At 57.0% G+C, this 15,045-nt stretch carries 18 protein-coding genes; 11 read left to right on the forward strand and 7 right to left on the reverse strand.

What is annotated here, in order from left to right; genetic code table 11:
- Positions 1-72: 72 nt before the first annotated feature.
- The 4 genes from lepA (at position 73) to ACR3EM_RS02495 (ending at position 4,208) form a co-directional block, all read left to right on the forward strand.
- A complete protein-coding gene (lepA, locus tag ACR3EM_RS02480) occupies positions 73-1,872 on the forward strand; it encodes a translation elongation factor 4 (RefSeq protein ID WP_480469237.1) in 1,800 nt (599 codons plus the stop codon).
- A gap of 135 nt (positions 1,873-2,007) precedes the next feature.
- The gene (locus ACR3EM_RS02485) at positions 2,008-3,045 is read left to right on the forward strand and encodes a hypothetical protein (protein ID WP_480469238.1); all 1,038 of its coding nucleotides are present in this window, start codon (positions 2,008-2,010) and stop codon (positions 3,043-3,045) included.
- Between the two features lie 262 nt (positions 3,046-3,307).
- Entirely contained in the window at positions 3,308-3,628 is a 321-nt protein-coding gene (locus ACR3EM_RS02490) for a hypothetical protein (protein WP_480469239.1), read from the forward strand.
- A 130-nt stretch (positions 3,629-3,758) separates the two neighbouring features.
- On the forward strand, positions 3,759-4,208 hold the full coding sequence (locus ACR3EM_RS02495) for a hypothetical protein (RefSeq protein ID WP_480469240.1): 450 nt from the start codon (positions 3,759-3,761) through the stop codon (positions 4,206-4,208).
- A gap of 82 nt (positions 4,209-4,290) precedes the next feature.
- Here ACR3EM_RS02495 and ACR3EM_RS02500 read toward each other — a convergent pair whose 3' ends face one another.
- The 3 genes from ACR3EM_RS02500 to ACR3EM_RS02510 all read right to left on the reverse strand — a co-directional run bounded on the left by ACR3EM_RS02500 (position 4,291) and on the right by ACR3EM_RS02510 (position 6,199).
- On the reverse strand, positions 4,291-4,719 hold the full coding sequence (locus tag ACR3EM_RS02500; RefSeq protein ID WP_480469241.1) for a type II toxin-antitoxin system prevent-host-death family antitoxin: 429 nt from the start codon (positions 4,717-4,719) through the stop codon (positions 4,291-4,293).
- An 833-nt stretch (positions 4,720-5,552) separates the two neighbouring features.
- On the reverse strand, positions 5,553-5,690 hold the full coding sequence (locus tag ACR3EM_RS02505; protein WP_480469242.1) for an entericidin A/B family lipoprotein: 138 nt from the start codon (positions 5,688-5,690) through the stop codon (positions 5,553-5,555).
- Between the two features lie 167 nt (positions 5,691-5,857).
- Positions 5,858-6,199, reverse strand: a complete 342-nt coding sequence (locus tag ACR3EM_RS02510; protein ID WP_480469243.1) for an ArsR/SmtB family transcription factor — start codon at positions 6,197-6,199, stop codon at positions 5,858-5,860.
- 285 nt (positions 6,200-6,484) lie between these two features.
- On the opposite strand from ACR3EM_RS02510, the gene ACR3EM_RS02515 reads away from it, so the two are divergent.
- The 6 genes from ACR3EM_RS02515 to ACR3EM_RS02540 all read left to right on the forward strand — a co-directional run bounded on the left by ACR3EM_RS02515 (position 6,485) and on the right by ACR3EM_RS02540 (position 10,377).
- Positions 6,485-7,117 (forward strand): ATP-dependent Clp protease proteolytic subunit, encoded by a 633-nt coding sequence (locus tag ACR3EM_RS02515; RefSeq protein ID WP_480469244.1) that lies wholly within the window; start codon positions 6,485-6,487, stop codon positions 7,115-7,117.
- 137 nt (positions 7,118-7,254) lie between these two features.
- Positions 7,255-8,520, forward strand: coding sequence for an ATP-dependent Clp protease ATP-binding subunit ClpX (gene clpX / locus ACR3EM_RS02520; RefSeq protein ID WP_480469245.1), 1,266 nt, complete (start codon positions 7,255-7,257; stop codon positions 8,518-8,520).
- A 212-nt stretch (positions 8,521-8,732) separates the two neighbouring features.
- The gene (locus ACR3EM_RS02525; RefSeq protein WP_480469246.1) at positions 8,733-9,095 is read left to right on the forward strand and encodes a RidA family protein; all 363 of its coding nucleotides are present in this window, start codon (positions 8,733-8,735) and stop codon (positions 9,093-9,095) included.
- A 79-nt stretch (positions 9,096-9,174) separates the two neighbouring features.
- Positions 9,175-9,558 carry an NADH:ubiquinone oxidoreductase subunit NDUFA12 gene (locus tag ACR3EM_RS02530; RefSeq protein WP_480469247.1) on the forward strand — a complete coding sequence of 128 codons (384 nt, stop codon included), beginning with the start codon at positions 9,175-9,177 and terminating at the stop codon, positions 9,556-9,558.
- A 10-nt stretch (positions 9,559-9,568) separates the two neighbouring features.
- Positions 9,569-10,021 carry an outer membrane lipid asymmetry maintenance protein MlaD gene (gene mlaD, locus ACR3EM_RS02535; RefSeq protein WP_480469248.1) on the forward strand — a complete coding sequence of 151 codons (453 nt, stop codon included), beginning with the start codon at positions 9,569-9,571 and terminating at the stop codon, positions 10,019-10,021.
- Positions 10,018-10,377 (forward strand): DUF2155 domain-containing protein, encoded by a 360-nt coding sequence (locus ACR3EM_RS02540; RefSeq protein WP_480469249.1) that lies wholly within the window; start codon positions 10,018-10,020, stop codon positions 10,375-10,377. Before mlaD ends, ACR3EM_RS02540 begins: the two co-directional genes overlap by 4 nt.
- Here ACR3EM_RS02540 and aat read toward each other — a convergent pair.
- The 4 genes from aat to ACR3EM_RS02560 all read right to left on the reverse strand — a co-directional run bounded on the left by aat (position 10,341) and on the right by ACR3EM_RS02560 (position 13,565).
- Entirely contained in the window at positions 10,341-10,973 is a 633-nt protein-coding gene (gene aat / locus ACR3EM_RS02545) for a leucyl/phenylalanyl-tRNA--protein transferase (protein WP_480469250.1), read from the reverse strand. The two genes, ACR3EM_RS02540 and aat, sit on opposite strands and share 37 nt — an antisense overlap.
- Positions 10,974-11,021: 48 nt before the next feature.
- The gene (gene accC, locus ACR3EM_RS02550; RefSeq protein WP_480469251.1) at positions 11,022-12,371 is read right to left on the reverse strand and encodes an acetyl-CoA carboxylase biotin carboxylase subunit; all 1,350 of its coding nucleotides are present in this window, start codon (positions 12,369-12,371) and stop codon (positions 11,022-11,024) included.
- A gap of 9 nt (positions 12,372-12,380) precedes the next feature.
- Positions 12,381-12,878 (reverse strand): acetyl-CoA carboxylase biotin carboxyl carrier protein, encoded by a 498-nt coding sequence (gene accB, locus ACR3EM_RS02555; RefSeq protein WP_480469252.1) that lies wholly within the window; start codon positions 12,876-12,878, stop codon positions 12,381-12,383.
- A gap of 150 nt (positions 12,879-13,028) precedes the next feature.
- Positions 13,029-13,565: a helix-turn-helix transcriptional regulator gene (locus ACR3EM_RS02560; RefSeq protein ID WP_480469253.1), complete on the reverse strand. Its 537-nt coding sequence runs from the start codon at positions 13,563-13,565 to the stop codon at positions 13,029-13,031.
- A gap of 175 nt (positions 13,566-13,740) precedes the next feature.
- On the opposite strand from ACR3EM_RS02560, the gene ACR3EM_RS02565 reads away from it, so the two are divergent.
- Positions 13,741-15,036 (forward strand): short-chain fatty acyl-CoA regulator family protein, encoded by a 1,296-nt coding sequence (locus tag ACR3EM_RS02565; protein ID WP_480469254.1) that lies wholly within the window; start codon positions 13,741-13,743, stop codon positions 15,034-15,036.
- The last annotated feature ends 9 nt before the right edge of the window (positions 15,037-15,045 follow it).

Genomic DNA, 15,045 nt, shown 5'->3' on the forward strand with positions numbered 1-15,045 from the left:
GAGGATTAGTGTTCCCAGACACTAAACGTGCCACCTTGACCAACCCACGATTCCTCTACATATCCCCAACCCATGACAGACCTCGCTCATATCCGCAATTTCTCCATCGTCGCGCATATCGACCATGGCAAATCCACCCTTGCTGACCGGCTCATTCAAGAGACCGGAACAGTCAAGGATCGCGACATGAAGGAACAGCTGCTCGACAGCATGGATATCGAGCGTGAACGTGGCATCACCATCAAGGCCAACACCGTCCGCATCGACTATACCGCCGACAATGGCGAGCAATACGTGCTGAACCTGATCGACACCCCCGGCCACGTGGACTTTGCCTATGAGGTCAGCCGGTCCATGCGCGCGGTCGAAGGCTCGCTGCTGGTTGTGGACTCGACCCAAGGGGTCGAGGCGCAGACGCTGGCCAACGTGTACCAAGCCATCGACGCCGATCATGAGATCGTGCCGGTGCTGAACAAGATCGACCTGCCGGCGTCCGATTGTGACCGCGTGGCCGAACAGATCGAGGATGTGATCGGCATCGACGCGACCGACGCCATTCAGGTCAGTGCCAAGACGGGGCAGGGCATCCACGAAACGCTCGAGGCCATCGTGCAGCAACTGCCCGCGCCGCAGGGCAATCTGGACGCGCCGCTCAAAGCGATGCTGGTGGATTCCTGGTACGACGCCTATCTCGGCGTCATCGTTCTGGTCCGCATCATGGACGGCACGCTGAAAAAGGGGATGCGGGTCAAGTTCATGTCGAACAACACCCTGCACCATGTCGACCGCGTCGGCGTCTTCCGCCCCGAGATGGAGATGGTGGACTCGCTTGGCCCTGGTGAGATCGGCTTTCTCACCGCATCCATCAAACAGGTCCGCGACACCCGCGTCGGTGACACCATCACCAATGACCGCAACGGCACCGAAGAGGCTCTGACGGGCTTCAAACCCGCGCAACCCGTCGTATTCTGTGGCCTCTTCCCCGTCGATAGTTCCGAATTCGAAGACCTGCGCGATGCGATCGACAAACTGGCCCTGAACGACGCCAGCTTCAGTTTTGAAATGGAAACCTCGGCCGCGCTGGGCTTTGGCTTCCGCTGCGGCTTCCTTGGCCTGCTGCACCTTGAGGTCATCCGCGACCGCATCGAACGCGAATATGATATCGAGCTCATCACCACCGCGCCGTCGGTGATCTATCACGTCTACATGAAAGACGGCGAGATGATCGAGCTGCACAACCCCGCCGACATGCCCGACCCGTCCAAGGTCGACCATATCGAGGAACCGCGCATCAAGGCGACCATTCTGGTGCCGGATGAATACCTCGGCGACGTGCTGAAACTGTGTCAGGACCGCCGCGGCATCCAGTTGGACCTGACCTATGCGGGCAGCCGCGCCATGGTCGTCTATGACCTGCCGCTGAACGAGGTCGTCTTTGACTTCTACGACCGCCTGAAATCGGTGACCAAGGGCTATGCCTCGTTCGACTACCAGATGACCGGCTACACGCAGGATAATCTGGTCAAGATGTCGGTGCTGGTGAATGACGAACCGGTCGACGCGCTGTCAACCATGGTTCACCGCGACCGGGCCGAGATGCGGGGCCGGGCGATGTGCGAAAAGCTCAAGGACCTGATCCCGCGCCACATGTTCAAAATCCCGATCCAGGCCGCCATCGGAGGCAAGGTCATCGCCCGCGAGACCCTCTCGGCGCTGCGCAAGGACGTGACCGCGAAATGCTACGGAGGCGACGCCACGCGGAAACGCAAACTGCTGGACAAGCAGAAGGCGGGTAAGAAGAAAATGCGTCAGTTCGGGAAGGTGGATATTCCTCAGGAGGCGTTTATTAGCGCCTTAAAAATGGACAGCTGAAGGTCATCCCGAAACAGAGCTTTCCAGTTGAAAATGCCTTGAAGTGCAATTTTTTCTAGCAATGTTACGACAGTAAGAGTATTACTAGGCACTTTTTTATCATGTACTAATTTAGGATAACCCAAGGACTCTTAAATGATTGATGGTGAGATTCTGGACCTAAGCGACGAGGATGAACCTGAGTATAGCGTAACTCTTCCGGTAACACAGGATAAGTTCGCGGACTTTCTAGGCAGTATCATCGGTGGGGCTGACAAGCTTAATTATGCCTTTAGCGGAAATATTTGTGTAAATGCTGATACCTTGAGAGGTCTAGAGTTGACCTTGAAAGAGCGCGTCGAAAAACAAAACCACGGGAAACTATTATCAACCCGATACTCAATTTCATTTTCGGATGGGAAGGGATTTAGATCAAACGATCTTGAAAAGATTTTGTCGATCTCACCAATGCAGAAATCTATTACTAGATTTGTGTCAATTCAGTATATTTTCTTAGTTACTTATCCCGATATTGAACACCCGTGTCGAGAAAAGGTGACAATCTCCATTGGACCTATTGCGGATAGTGTTTCTTATCGCCGCAGTAGATTTGATGGTTCAGAGCCCGCTCGTGTTGAGATTGAATATATTAATAGATCGTGGGCTGAAGATATTTTGAACGTTATACAACGAATTTTTGATGTTGATCCAGAAATATCGCAAGCAGGTGCTAAGCTTCAGAAAAATAGGATGTTTAGTCGAGAATTTGCTGTAGTTTCAGTTCCATTTCTTTCAGTTCTGGTGTTTCTGGGAGTTAGCTATTGGATTATTGACGATGCAGCAATCATAACAAAATTTGATGACGGTACACCAAAGTTAGATCAAGTAATTTCTCATCTGGAATCATTATCTGCAAAGTATCAGCCACACTTGACCGTTTTGAGGGGGCTCATGTTTATTGCACTTGGGATTATTGTCGCAATCTTTTCTGCAATGGCAGCGGAGATAAGTTGGCGCCCCGATACTCCTAGTTCATTGATTTTTGAGCTGTACGAGAGTGATTTGAAGTACCATCAACGGATTGCTGAAATTAGAGAGCGTAGAAAGCGAAAAGCACTGATGAGTTTTGCTTTATCCATAGTTGGAGGTATTGTTGCTGCAGCGCTTTACGAGTACCTTGTTTCGTTTGGATGATTGAGCTGTTTGACAGCTTAATAAGAACAGATACACATTTTTCAGTGTGTTCTCGCTTTCTTGCTTGTGACATCAAATCGCTTCCCGCGCTACGGGTTGACACTGAAACGATCCGCTGGACCGTTCCCGAGTCGGGTGTCGCACCCTCAGACCGGTCGCGGACCTCGGCCCAGTTGATCACCCCCACTGTGACCCACCTCACAGCCCCAACCCCATCCTCCTGCTACACTTGACCCAACGGAACCCTCTGCAGGAGGTCCAAATGTCTACATCCATGATCCCCATCATCGCCCTCGGGTCGGCGGGTCTCTATTCCGTGGCCATGATCGCGATGAAGTTCTGGTGGAAACTCCCCGGTGTGGGTCTTGGCCTGCTGATCGTTGCGACCCTGCTGGCCGGGGCAACGCTCGAACTCGCCGCGCTGCGCGAGGAACGGCTGGGCATCATCTATACCGGCATTCTGGGGGCCGAGGTTGTTCTGATCGCCATCGCCTCATTCTTCCTGTTTGGCGAGAACTTCTCGTATCGCGAAGTCGCGGGCATCGGCCTTGTCATCGTCGGCACCGCGCTGGCCTGGGCCTGACGCAAACATTAACCGATTATGAAGTTTCCCTTAGGTAAGTTGTAACCGGCACACCTCCGCCCAATCTGTATCCCACAGCAAGGACGTTCGTTTTTGAACTCCAAAGGGTCGCTTTCAGGAGGAGATCCCCATGACCAGATATATGACTGCCGGAGCAGCCGCTCTGGCCACGAGCCTCACCCTTGCCACCTCTGCCATGGCCGATACGCCGGATCTGCGCGGCACATGGGTGGGCAGCTATACCACCGTCGGTCCGAACCGGACCACAACCGGCGATGCGCCGCGGTTCAACAACGCCGAATGGGTGCTGGACATCCAGAAACAACAGGACAACGTGTTCTGGGGGCCCAGCAAGTGGCGTCCGAACGCCGCGCAAGACTGGCGCGTCATGGATGCCACCGGGACCATCTCGCTGGATGATCCGACCCGGGTCAGCATCGTCGAAAGTTCGGCCAATCCCGAGATCGGCGTCAACGCCCTGATCGATGCCCGGTATCAGGATGGCAAGATTTATGCGGATTTCCGTAGCCTGCGTCGAGGAACGACCTACAGCACCGTTCTGGAACGTCAGGTGAACTGAAGCGTCTTCGGCCTGACCGGATGTTAAAGGGGGTATATGCCGCTGCGTATTGTGAGTGCGGCAGGAGTAGTAGGTACCCCGGTCAGGTTGGAGCGCTTCTCAGGAACATGCGCCTCCACAGGGAGGAGCAGGGCCGGGCGGCGATCTCGCCGCCCGCGACAGGATCCAGCCCCCCGCGTTTGAGGATGCGGCGTTCCTCGGCTCGGGTCATCTGGATCTCGCGGACCTTCAGCGCGGCGTCGCGCGCGGTGAGGTAAGAACCGTCCGGCCCAGGTTCCATCCCCGGAATACCACGCCCTTTCGACCACCACCCGCGCAGCCCGCTGAGCGGGTGTTTGCGTCCGATCCGGCCATCATCCTGCAACTGCCAGATCCGCTCGGCCTCGGCCATCGAGACCAGAGCAGCGAGCGGTTTGCCATAGCGGGTCAGCACGATCACCTGTCGGGGGTCTTGTGAGAGGGTGGTCAGCTCTCCCAGCCGGGCACGGGCTTCTGAGATGGTCAGGCGCATGGGCGAATCTCCGGTTGTACGATTCGAAAGATTGGGGGTCTGAGTGTTGTACAACTCGGACAATTCGCCCCTAACGCAGCGCACGGAGGCTTTGCAGGTGCAGAAACTGGTGAAAATCGGGGTGGTTTCTTAAGTCTGGACTTATCCCCACACAACCCCGCCGAGTTGTGTCGATTTCAGAGTTGTCCACATGCCTCTCCCGCTGGATATCAACAGTTTATCCCCGTCTAATTTTCATGCTGCAGTGCTATTTTCTTGCCGGTTCAGGGTGCTGATGCAACAGTCTGATCACTGCTTCAGTTCTTCGCAACAGGGGCGGGACGCAAAGGCCAAGGGGGTCGCGGCGGCGAAGGCAAGTTCTAGGATTTGTTCTTGGTTGCAATGACTTACCGGTGGTGGATCAGGTGATCAGGGCTTCGTGTTCGGGTCAGGTGGTTAGCCTCTCAGAAGGTCGATGCGGGCTGCGGCGCGACATAGCGCGTGCGGCAGTCGCCAAGGTCCCTCCGGGGGCGGCGGCAACTGGATCGAGATGCCCCTCGGGCGGATCGGACCAGCAAGGCGTCAGGAGTGTCCGCAAGGATGCATGCAAAGACCGCGTCTGAGCACCTGACGCCTTTTCCTTTTTCAGAACCATCGGTTCATACAGGCTACCACGCACCACCACCCTTCAGATGAAAACGGGGTTCTTTCGCATGAACGAAAGAACCCCGTTGGTTCGTCAGAAATGCAATGCCGCGTCTATGCACCTGTCCCATCAGATTAGCCGCCTGCAGGAACCAAGGCAACAACATATTGCGGCCTGTTGCATCGTTGCCGCAATATGCTGGAGAGGTTTAGATGTTCTCCTGAACATCCTCGGCAGCGTTCTGAATGGCGTCACCCGCCTTTTCGATGTCTTTGCCCGCGCCTTTTGCAGTTTCACATGCGGTCAATGTGAACAAGGCCAGGCCAATCATGAATGCACGGATCATCGGGAACTCCATCAGTGTTTGTTTGCTTTTGGTTAGCAGCTTTGAGAACAAACAGCTACCGGTTTTAGCGAGGAGCGAACCACGATGCCAGCCTTCGGAAAAAGCGCTCGATTAGCAGACTCATCCGAATGTCAAAGCAAACCACAATGATGAAATGACAGGAGTGATCAGGACGCTTTGGAACTGCAAAAAAGCTCATAGACCACTTCCAGCATGCGGACGGGTCGATCGTCTGCGAGCCGGTAGTAGATGGCTTTACCCTCGCGCCGGGGCACAACCAGACCTTCGAGCCTGAGCCGCGATAGCTGTTGCGAAACGGCTGCCTGCCGGGCGGACAAAAGCCGCTCCAACTCGGTCACCGATTTCTCGCCAGAGACGAGATGGCACAGGATCATCAAGCGCCCTTCATGGCTGATTGCCTTTAGGAAATTTGACGCTCGCGTCGCGTTTTCAACCATCTGGTCCAGATCGTTGGGCGACATATCCTTGGTCAGCTGAGAAAGAGCCATTTTTGTGTTCCTTACAAGTCCCGCAGTGTAATTGAGGCAGCGCGCAGCAGCCGACGCGGTGGTGTATCTTGGTACAGATATCAGGCGTGTTTTTCTATATGCACGGATCAAAATGGCGTGATGTGTCGAACACGAATGCGCGGGGTCATTCTGAATGCTTGCTCGCAAAGCCACACGCGCCGATGAACGCGCGGCCCCCCTTGCAGCCCCTCTGTGGCGGCACTAAGACTCAGGTAACTCTTCTCCGGGTAATGTCCCGATCAACATCAAAGCAGGCAGGTTCCCATGTTCGATCCAGTTGACACATACATGAACACACTCGTCCCCATGGTCGTCGAACAGACCAGCCGGGGTGAGCGCGCATACGACATCTTCTCGCGCCTCCTTAAAGAGCGGATCATTTTCATCAATGGCCCGATCCATGATGGGATGAGCCATCTTGTGGTCGCGCAACTGCTGCATCTTGAAGCGGAAAACCCGAGCAAAGAGATCTCAATCTACATCAACTCGCCCGGTGGCGTGGTGACCAGTGGTTTGTCGATTTACGACACAATGCAGTATATCAAGCCGAAATGTTCCACTTTGGTGATCGGTCAGGCGGCCTCGATGGGTTCAGTTCTGCTGGCCGGTGGCGAGAAGGGGATGCGGTTTTCGCTGCCTAACAGCCGCATCATGGTGCACCAGCCCAGCGGCGGCTATCAAGGGCAGGCCAGTGATATCATGATCCACGCGGCTGAGACGCAAAAGCTGAAAGATCGCTTGTATGATATCTATGTGCGTCATACCGGACAGACCAAGAAGGCGGTTGAAAAGGCGCTGGATCGTGACAATTTCATGAGCCCGGAAGAGGCCAAGGACTGGGGTCACATCGACGAGATCGTCGAAAACCGCGCCAAGATGGACGGTGACGAGGACTAAGTTCAAAACCGCGCGCTTCCGGCGTGAGGGATGATTTTGAGATTGTAGCCGCCAGAACGCTGGCCTAAGCTGCAGGCATTGACGGCAAACGCGGCCCCTTGGGTGGGGTCGCCGAGACGGAGCCCGAGGGGTAAATCATGGCGACCAATTCTGGTGGTGACGGCAAAAACACGCTCTACTGCAGCTTCTGCGGCAAAAGCCAGCATGAGGTGCGCAAGCTGATCGCGGGCCCGACCGTGTTCATCTGTGATGAGTGTGTCGAGCTCTGCATGGATATCATCCGTGAAGAGACCAAGGCCAGCGGCCTGAAATCCTCGGACGGCGTGCCGACTCCCAAGGATATCTGTGAGGTGCTGGACGATTATGTGATCGGACAGGCCACCGCCAAGCGTGTTCTGTCGGTTGCGGTGCACAACCACTACAAGCGCCTGAATCACGCCCAGAAGGCGGGCAACGATATTGAGCTGGCCAAGTCCAACATCCTGCTGATCGGCCCGACCGGCTGCGGTAAGACGCTGCTGGCGCAGACACTGGCGCGGATTCTGGATGTGCCGTTCACCATGGCGGATGCAACCACGCTGACCGAAGCCGGATACGTGGGCGAGGATGTTGAGAACATCATTCTCAAGCTGTTGCAGGCGAGCGAATACAATGTCGAACGCGCGCAGCGCGGCATTGTCTATATCGACGAGGTCGACAAGATCACGCGCAAGTCCGAAAACCCCTCGATCACGCGCGACGTATCGGGTGAGGGCGTGCAGCAGGCTCTGCTGAAACTGATGGAAGGTACAGTGGCCTCGGTACCGCCGCAAGGCGGGCGCAAGCATCCGCAGCAGGAATTCCTGCAAGTGGATACCACGAACATCCTGTTCATCTGTGGCGGCGCGTTTGCTGGTCTGGATAAGATCATCGCACAGCGCGGCAAAGGCTCTGCTATGGGCTTCGGCGCGGATGTCCGCGACAATGATGAGCGTGGCGTTGGCGAGATCTTTAAGGATCTCGAGCCCGAAGATTTGCTGAAATTCGGCCTGATCCCGGAATTTGTTGGCCGCCTGCCGGTTCTGGCGACGCTGGAAGATCTGGACGAAGATGCGCTGGTCACCATTCTGACAAGCCCGAAAAACGCTCTGGTCAAGCAATACCAACGGTTGTTCGAGTTGGAAGACGCAGAGCTGGCTTTCACGGATGATGCGCTGAAAGCCATTGCGAAAAAAGCTATTGAGCGCAAAACCGGTGCGCGAGGTCTGCGGTCGATCCTCGAAGACATCCTGCTGGATACGATGTTCGAATTGCCGGGTATGAAGAATGTGACCGAAGTAGTGGTCAATGAAGAGGCGGTTACATCCGAGTCTCAGCCTTTGATCATCTATGCAGACACGGCAGAGTCGGCGTCCGCTGGCTAAGCACGTTCCTCAATTCACTTGGATCATATTCGGAGACGTGAGTAAGGGGCACTGCCCCCGCCGCGGCAAGCCGCGACACCCCCGAAGTATTTGATGCCAGATGAAGCAGGGGATCCGTCCTTCATCTGGCCGAATATATCCCGGAGCGCGAGGCAGAGCCTCGCATTTTCGACGATTATGCCAAACGGCAATTGGTTTCTGAGAGGGCTCGAATGACAATCAGGCGCATATCTTCAGGTGGTGAGTTCGAGGTTAAGGCAGGCTATTGCCGGGCAGTTGTCGCCGGTGGTTGGGTACATGTCGCAGGCACAGTCGGGCAGGGTGACACTGTTGTCGAACAATGCCGGTCCGCCCTTGATATCATCGGGAACGCCTTAGAGGAGGCGGGCACTTCATTCTCGAACGTGGTGCGTGTGACCTATATGCTGCCAGATCGCACCGAATTTGCGCCTTGTTGGCCTGTGTTGGCCGAGACGTTCGGTGCAAATCCGCCTGCAGCGACGATGATTGAATGCGGTTTGATCGACCCGAAGTACCGGATCGAAATCGAAGTGACCGCGATTTTGCCGGATTGACGCAGACAAGCTCCGTTGCACTGGACCTTGGCGAGCCTTTGGTCCATATCTGCGGAGACAGAAATGCCGGAGGCAGCCGATGGGAATCCTGAACAGTCTTTTGCGGGCCGTGACCTGGTGGAACGGGGCCACTCTGAACACGCAGATCTATACCTCGCGGAAAGGTGTCAAAGTCGGTGAAGACAACGAAGGCAACGTGTTCTATCGCACCGCTGATGACAGCAAGCGCTGGGTGATTTTCAATGGCGAGGCTGAGGCAAGCCGGATTGATCCCGACTGGCATGGCTGGCTGCACCGTACCTGGGATGAGCCACCAACGGACAAGCCGCTGGCGCATAAGTCCTGGGAAAAACCGCATCAGGAGAATCTGACCGGAACCGCGCTGGCTTACACCCCTGCGGGGTCTTTGCGTCGTCCTGACCCGGTTGAACGCAGCGATTACGAGGCGTGGAGCCCGGAATAGGCGAGGCCAGATGTCTACTCATACCAAGACCGAAGTTATTGTCGGCGGGGTCGTGCTCGCCTGTGCCATCGCGTTTGGCGTCTACGCAAGCCAGTCCACAGGCCTGTCTCAAACCCGCGTTGGTTATGAGTTGGGCGCGTCGTTCCGCTCGCTCGAGGGCGTGGGTGTCGGTACAGACGTGCGGCTTGCGGGCGTGAAGATCGGGACAGTAACCGACGTGACCCTGAACTCTGATACCTACCGGGCCGATACACGTTTCTCTGTGGCGGATGGAATTCTCATCCCCGATGACAGCGCGATTGTGATTTCCTCCGAGGGTTTGCTGGGCGGGAACTTTGTTGAAGTGATGCCCGGTGGGTCCCCGTTTTATTTCGAGGCGGGTGATGAGATTACGGATACGCAGGGTGCGGTCAGCCTGATCTCGTTGCTGGTGAAATTCGTGGCCGGGGACGGTAGCGAATGATGCGTATGGCTCTGATGGCTGTTCTGCTGTCGACCAGTGTCGCCTCGGCCCAGCAAAAGGTTGAGTCCGGACCGGGCGCGATGTTGCGCGGGCTTGATAAGGTCAGCGGTCAGACCGTGGATGTCGAGGTGCGGAACGGGCAGACAGAGAGTGTGTTCGGGTTGGACGTCGCTTTGGGCGATTGCCGTTATCCGGCCGAGAACCCGACCGGGGACGCGTTTGCCTATCTCACGATTTGGGAGCAGGGCAAGGCGCAGCAATTGTTTGATGGCTGGATGATCGCAACTTCACCGGCGCTGAATGCGCTGGATCATGCGCGTTACGATGTCTGGGTGATCCGCTGTATGACCCCCTGAGGTCGCTGCTTTAGATCAGCAGTGAAATCCGCGCTGACCTCAAGCGCTTGCTTTAATTCGCTATGATAGGCTGCGCGCGGTATTTCGATGGCGCCCAGCGAGGCGAGATGTGCGGTCAGAAACTGCGTGTCGAACAGGACAAATCCAGTTTGCCGCAAGCGGTCCACCAGATAGGCCAATGCGATCTTGGACGCATCGGTGCGACGCGAAAACATGCTTTCACCAAAGAAGGCCGCGCCTAAAACCACGCCATAGACACCGCCAACCAGGCGATCTGCGTCCCAGACTTCGAGAGAGTGGGCGTGGCCGGTCTTATGCAATTCGTCGTAAAGCCGACGCAGTTCCGGGTTGATCCAAGTGTCCGCCCGGTCAGCGCAACCCTCTACCACGCCAGCAAAGTCGCGATTGATGCTGATGGTGAATCCGCAGGTTCGCAGACGGCGGGCCAGACTGCGCGAGATGTGGAAACCGTCCAAAGGAAAAACGCCTCGGAACTTCGGGTCGACCCAGAAAAGTTCGGGGTCATCACGGTGTTCGGCCATCGGAAAGATACCGATGGAATAGCCGTGCAGCAGAAGTTCGGGGGAAAGGCTCATGCTGGATGCCCTGGGACCGGAAGGCCGTAACCTTCCGATCCCGTGTTCTTATTGGGCCATATTCTCCGCAAGCCAGTGCTCCAGCCAGTGGATGTTGTAGTCACCGCTGTGTAGATCGGGTTCCTGCAGCAGCGCGTGGAACAGGGGAACAGTGGTGTCGATGCCGTCGACGATCAGTTCGCCCAATGCGCGTTCCAAACGTGCCAGCGCCTCGGCCCGGTCACGGCCCTGCACGATCAGCTTGGCAATCAGCGAGTCGTAGTAGGGCGGGATCGAATAGCCGTCATAGAGTGCTGAATCCATCCGAACCCCCAGACCGCCCGGAGCGTGATACGCAGTGATCTTGCCGGGGCAGGGCGAGAAATTTGGCAGCTTCTCAGCGTTGATCCGTACTTCGATGGCGTGGCCATTGATCTCAAGATCGTCCTGACCAAACGACATATCCTCACCAGCGGCGACAAGGATTTGTTCGCGCACCAGATCGACGCCAAAGATGCCTTCGGTCACGGGGTGTTCCACCTGTAGGCGGGTGTTCATTTCGATGAAATAGAACTCGCCATTTTCGTACAGGAACTCGATGGTGCCCGCGCCGATATAGTTGATTTTGGCAACCGCATCCGCACAGACCTTACCGATCTTGGCGCGTTCTTCCGGGGTGATGCAGGGGCCAGGGGCCTCTTCGAACACCTTCTGGTGGCGGCGCTGCAGCGAACAGTCGCGTTCACCCAAGTGAACCGCCTTGCCTTTGCCATCGCCAAAGACCTGAATCTCGATATGGCGCGGCGTGGTGAGGTATTTCTCGATATAGACCTCGTCATTGCCAAAGGCAGCCTTGCCCTCGGCGCGCGCGGTCATGAAAGCGCTTTCCATCTCGTCGGCGCTCATCGCGACTTTCATGCCACGGCCGCCGCCACCGGCGGTGGCTTTGATGATAACGGGATAGCCGAATTCCTCACCGATGCGCTTGGCGTCTTCCAGAGTCGGAACGCCGCCATCGGAGCCGGGAACGCAGGGCACACCCAGTTCCTTCATGGTGTCCTTGGCGGTGATCTTGTCACCCATGACGCGAATATGTTCTGCGGTGGGGCCAATGAAGGTGATGCCGTGATCTTCGACGATCTGCACGAACTCGGCATTTTCGGACAGGAAGCCATAGCCCGGGTGGATCGCCTGCGCGCCGGTGATTTCACAGGCCGAGATGATCGCGGGCACGGACAGATAGCTTTGCGGGCTGGGCGGAGGGCCAATGCAGACCGATTCGTCCGCCATGCGCACATGCATCGCGTCGCTGTCGGCGGTCGAATGCACGGCAACCGTCTTGATCCCCATCTCGCGCGCGGCGCGGATCACGCGCAGGGCGATCTCGCCTCGGTTGGCAATCAGGATTTTGTCGAACATGGGCCCGCCTTACTCAACGATGACCAGAGGCGTGCCGAATTCCACAGCGTCGCCATCGCCCACCAGGATACGTTTGATGGTGCCGGATTTGGGCGCGTGGATGTGGTTCATGGTCTTCATTGCTTCGACGATCAGCAGCGTGTCGCCTTCGGACACTGAAGCGCCAACCGAGATAAACGAAGGCGCGCCCGGTTCGGGCTGCATATAGACCGTGCCGACCATGGGCGAGGTCACGGCGCCGGGGTGGCTGGCAGGATCATCCACAGCGGCAGGAGCTTCGGCAGCGGCAGGGGCGGCGACCGGAGCGGGCGCTGCGGGGGCGGCTGCTGGAACGGCGACCTGAACCGGAGCGGCAACAGTCTGCGACATACGGCTCACACGGACATTCAGGCTGTCTTCTTCGCCATATTCACGTTTGACCTGCAGTTCGGTCAGATCATTTTCGCGCAGCAATTCGGCCAGTGCCTTGATGAACGCCACATCCGCTTCGTGTTTGGTATCTGTCATGAGTGTCCTCGAAGGTTCCCCTATGGCCCGTCTGTTTCCTGCGGGCTTGGTCTGATTACGCTGGGTTATATGCTATGCGGGCGGTCATGAAAAGCGCCGTTTGGGCCTTCGATTATGGGGTTTTGCGTCGTATTTCGGACGTGGCGCCGCTCATAAGGGCATCCCTGACAGTTTGGCCACCAGCTCTGGCAGCTTTCGGGCTCCGAATTTTTCCAGCAGCCGGGCGCGATAGGCTTCGATGGTGCGATAGCTCAACCCAAGTTCGACGCCGATTTCCTTGGCCGAGAGACCCCGGCACGACAGGATCGCCACTTCACGCTCGCGCGTGGTCAGTTCAACCAGCGGACGTTCCTCAGAGATGTCGGAAAAGCTCCAGATGCCATGCCGGAAAGGATCATCTGGCGTGAGGGATCGCCCCCGTGCGCGGCACCAGAACAGGTCGCCATCACGGCGGCGCATAACCCGTTCATCGGTGTAATATCCGGTGTCGCGCATTACCTGAAGGCTGCGTGCGCCGATACGTTCCCAATCAGCAACCGATGGGTAAAGGTGCAGCAGAGGCATATTGCGATACTCGGCCTCATCCCCGCCGAAGGTCCGCGCGAACTGTAGATTGCAACGTCGGATGATCCGGTTTTCAAGCTCGACAAGGCCGATGGGGGCGTATTCGAAGGCGGGATCGCTCATATACCTATGGTGACGCGTATTGTGCTGAAAGAGAAGGGGAGGCAACAGGTTTCCCCGATTCCAGACATCTGGATTTGTTAAGCTTGTAAATTTGCTTTGAAAACACTTGGGCAACTGTTAAAAATTATAGACTAATTCTGAAAACCATAGCGACGATCCCAAAGGTCCAGCAGCGATGCGAGACACTCTGACAGGCAGCCGGATACGCGAAAGGCGGCAGATTTCGGGATTGCGGCAGGCCGAACTGGCGCGGCAGGTTGGAATTTCGGCCTCTTATCTGAACCTGATTGAACACAATCGCCGCCGGATCGGGGGCAAGCTGCTGGTCGATATTGCCTCGGCTCTGTCGGTTGAACCGTCGCTGCTGACACAGGGGATTGAGGCTACGCTGATCGCGGCGCTGCGCGAGGCTGCGGCGGACGCGCTGGGCCAGCAGGCGGAATTGGATGCGCTTGAGGAATTTGCCGGACGTTTTCCCGGCTGGTCCGGGGTTTTGGCGCAGATGCACCGCCGCGTGGTTTCGCTGGAGCGGACGGTGGAAACACTCTCGGACCGGCTGACCCATGACCCGCATCTGGCCGCTTCGATGCATGAGGTGCTGTCGACCGCTGCCGCGATCCGATCCACCGCCGCCATTCTGGCCGAACCCGGCGACATCGAGGCCGAGTGGCAGGACCGCTTTCACAGCAATCTCCATCAGGATGCGGAACGATTGGCCGAAAGCTCCAAGGCACTGGTGGCCTATCTGGATGACAGTCAGGAGCAGGGCGACTTAAGGGGTATTCCGCTAGACGCGGTCGAGGCTTTCTTTGCTGAGCGGGGCTTTAACTTTCCTGAGATTGAGACAGGAGGGAAAGGCGTTGATGTGGCGTTGGACAAGCTGGAGTCGTCCGCCGCCAGAACGGTGGCGACCGAGCTTCTGGACCTTTATGCCGCAGACGCGCGTGCCATGCCGCTTGATCAGGTTGAGGCCGCGTTGGATCCGACAAACCCTGATCCGCTGGCCCTTGCGGCGGCCTTTTCTGTTGATTTGCCTACGGCGCTACGACGGCTGGCGTCCTTGCCCGAAGGCGTGCTGGCACGCCCTGCCGGGCTGGTCATCTGCGATACTTCGGGCAGTGTTTTGTTTTACAAGCCCACCCAGGGGTTCGGGCTGCCGCGTCACGGCGAAGCGTGCCCGCTCTGGCCCTTGTTTAGCGCGTTGAATCGCCCTCTGGTCCCGATTCGCAGACGTGTAGTGCAACTGGGTCGAACGGCAGCTGAGTTTGAGTGCATCGCAATCGCCTGGCCCCAACCTGTCGCAGCGTTCGGGGATGAGCCCGTATATCGGTCAATCATGCTGGTTCTGCCGGTAGAAGGTTCTGCGCAACCCGCTGAAGGTGCGGCGCAAGTGGGGGCAAGTTGCCGAATTTGCCCGAAACGTGATTGCCATGCACGGCGTGAGCCTTCGATCCTGCGCGAAGGGTTTTGACAGTTTCCG

The organism is Ruegeria sp. AH3 (assembly GCF_056536265.1).

Bases quoted from the DNA above. Each gene is read 5' to 3' on its own strand.
- lepA (WP_480469237.1), top strand. From the start codon at position 73: ATGACAGACCTCGCTCATATCCGCAATTTCTCCATCGTCGCGCATATC.
- ACR3EM_RS02485 (WP_480469238.1), top strand. From the start codon at position 2,008: ATGATTGATGGTGAGATTCTGGACCTAAGCGACGAGGATGAACCTGAG.
- ACR3EM_RS02490 (WP_480469239.1), top strand. From the start codon at position 3,308: ATGTCTACATCCATGATCCCCATCATCGCCCTCGGGTCGGCGGGTCTC.
- ACR3EM_RS02495 (WP_480469240.1), top strand. From the start codon at position 3,759: ATGACCAGATATATGACTGCCGGAGCAGCCGCTCTGGCCACGAGCCTC.
- ACR3EM_RS02500 (WP_480469241.1), bottom strand. From the start codon at position 4,719: ATGCGCCTGACCATCTCAGAAGCCCGTGCCCGGCTGGGAGAGCTGACC.
- ACR3EM_RS02505 (WP_480469242.1), bottom strand. From the start codon at position 5,690: ATGATCCGTGCATTCATGATTGGCCTGGCCTTGTTCACATTGACCGCA.
- ACR3EM_RS02510 (WP_480469243.1), bottom strand. From the start codon at position 6,199: ATGGCTCTTTCTCAGCTGACCAAGGATATGTCGCCCAACGATCTGGAC.
- ACR3EM_RS02515 (WP_480469244.1), top strand. From the start codon at position 6,485: ATGTTCGATCCAGTTGACACATACATGAACACACTCGTCCCCATGGTC.
- clpX (WP_480469245.1), top strand. From the start codon at position 7,255: ATGGCGACCAATTCTGGTGGTGACGGCAAAAACACGCTCTACTGCAGC.
- ACR3EM_RS02525 (WP_480469246.1), top strand. From the start codon at position 8,733: ATGACAATCAGGCGCATATCTTCAGGTGGTGAGTTCGAGGTTAAGGCA.
- ACR3EM_RS02530 (WP_480469247.1), top strand. From the start codon at position 9,175: ATGGGAATCCTGAACAGTCTTTTGCGGGCCGTGACCTGGTGGAACGGG.
- mlaD (WP_480469248.1), top strand. From the start codon at position 9,569: ATGTCTACTCATACCAAGACCGAAGTTATTGTCGGCGGGGTCGTGCTC.
- ACR3EM_RS02540 (WP_480469249.1), top strand. From the start codon at position 10,018: ATGATGCGTATGGCTCTGATGGCTGTTCTGCTGTCGACCAGTGTCGCC.
- aat (WP_480469250.1), bottom strand. From the start codon at position 10,973: ATGAGCCTTTCCCCCGAACTTCTGCTGCACGGCTATTCCATCGGTATC.
- accC (WP_480469251.1), bottom strand. From the start codon at position 12,371: ATGTTCGACAAAATCCTGATTGCCAACCGAGGCGAGATCGCCCTGCGC.
- accB (WP_480469252.1), bottom strand. From the start codon at position 12,878: ATGACAGATACCAAACACGAAGCGGATGTGGCGTTCATCAAGGCACTG.
- ACR3EM_RS02560 (WP_480469253.1), bottom strand. From the start codon at position 13,565: ATGAGCGATCCCGCCTTCGAATACGCCCCCATCGGCCTTGTCGAGCTT.
- ACR3EM_RS02565 (WP_480469254.1), top strand. From the start codon at position 13,741: ATGCGAGACACTCTGACAGGCAGCCGGATACGCGAAAGGCGGCAGATT.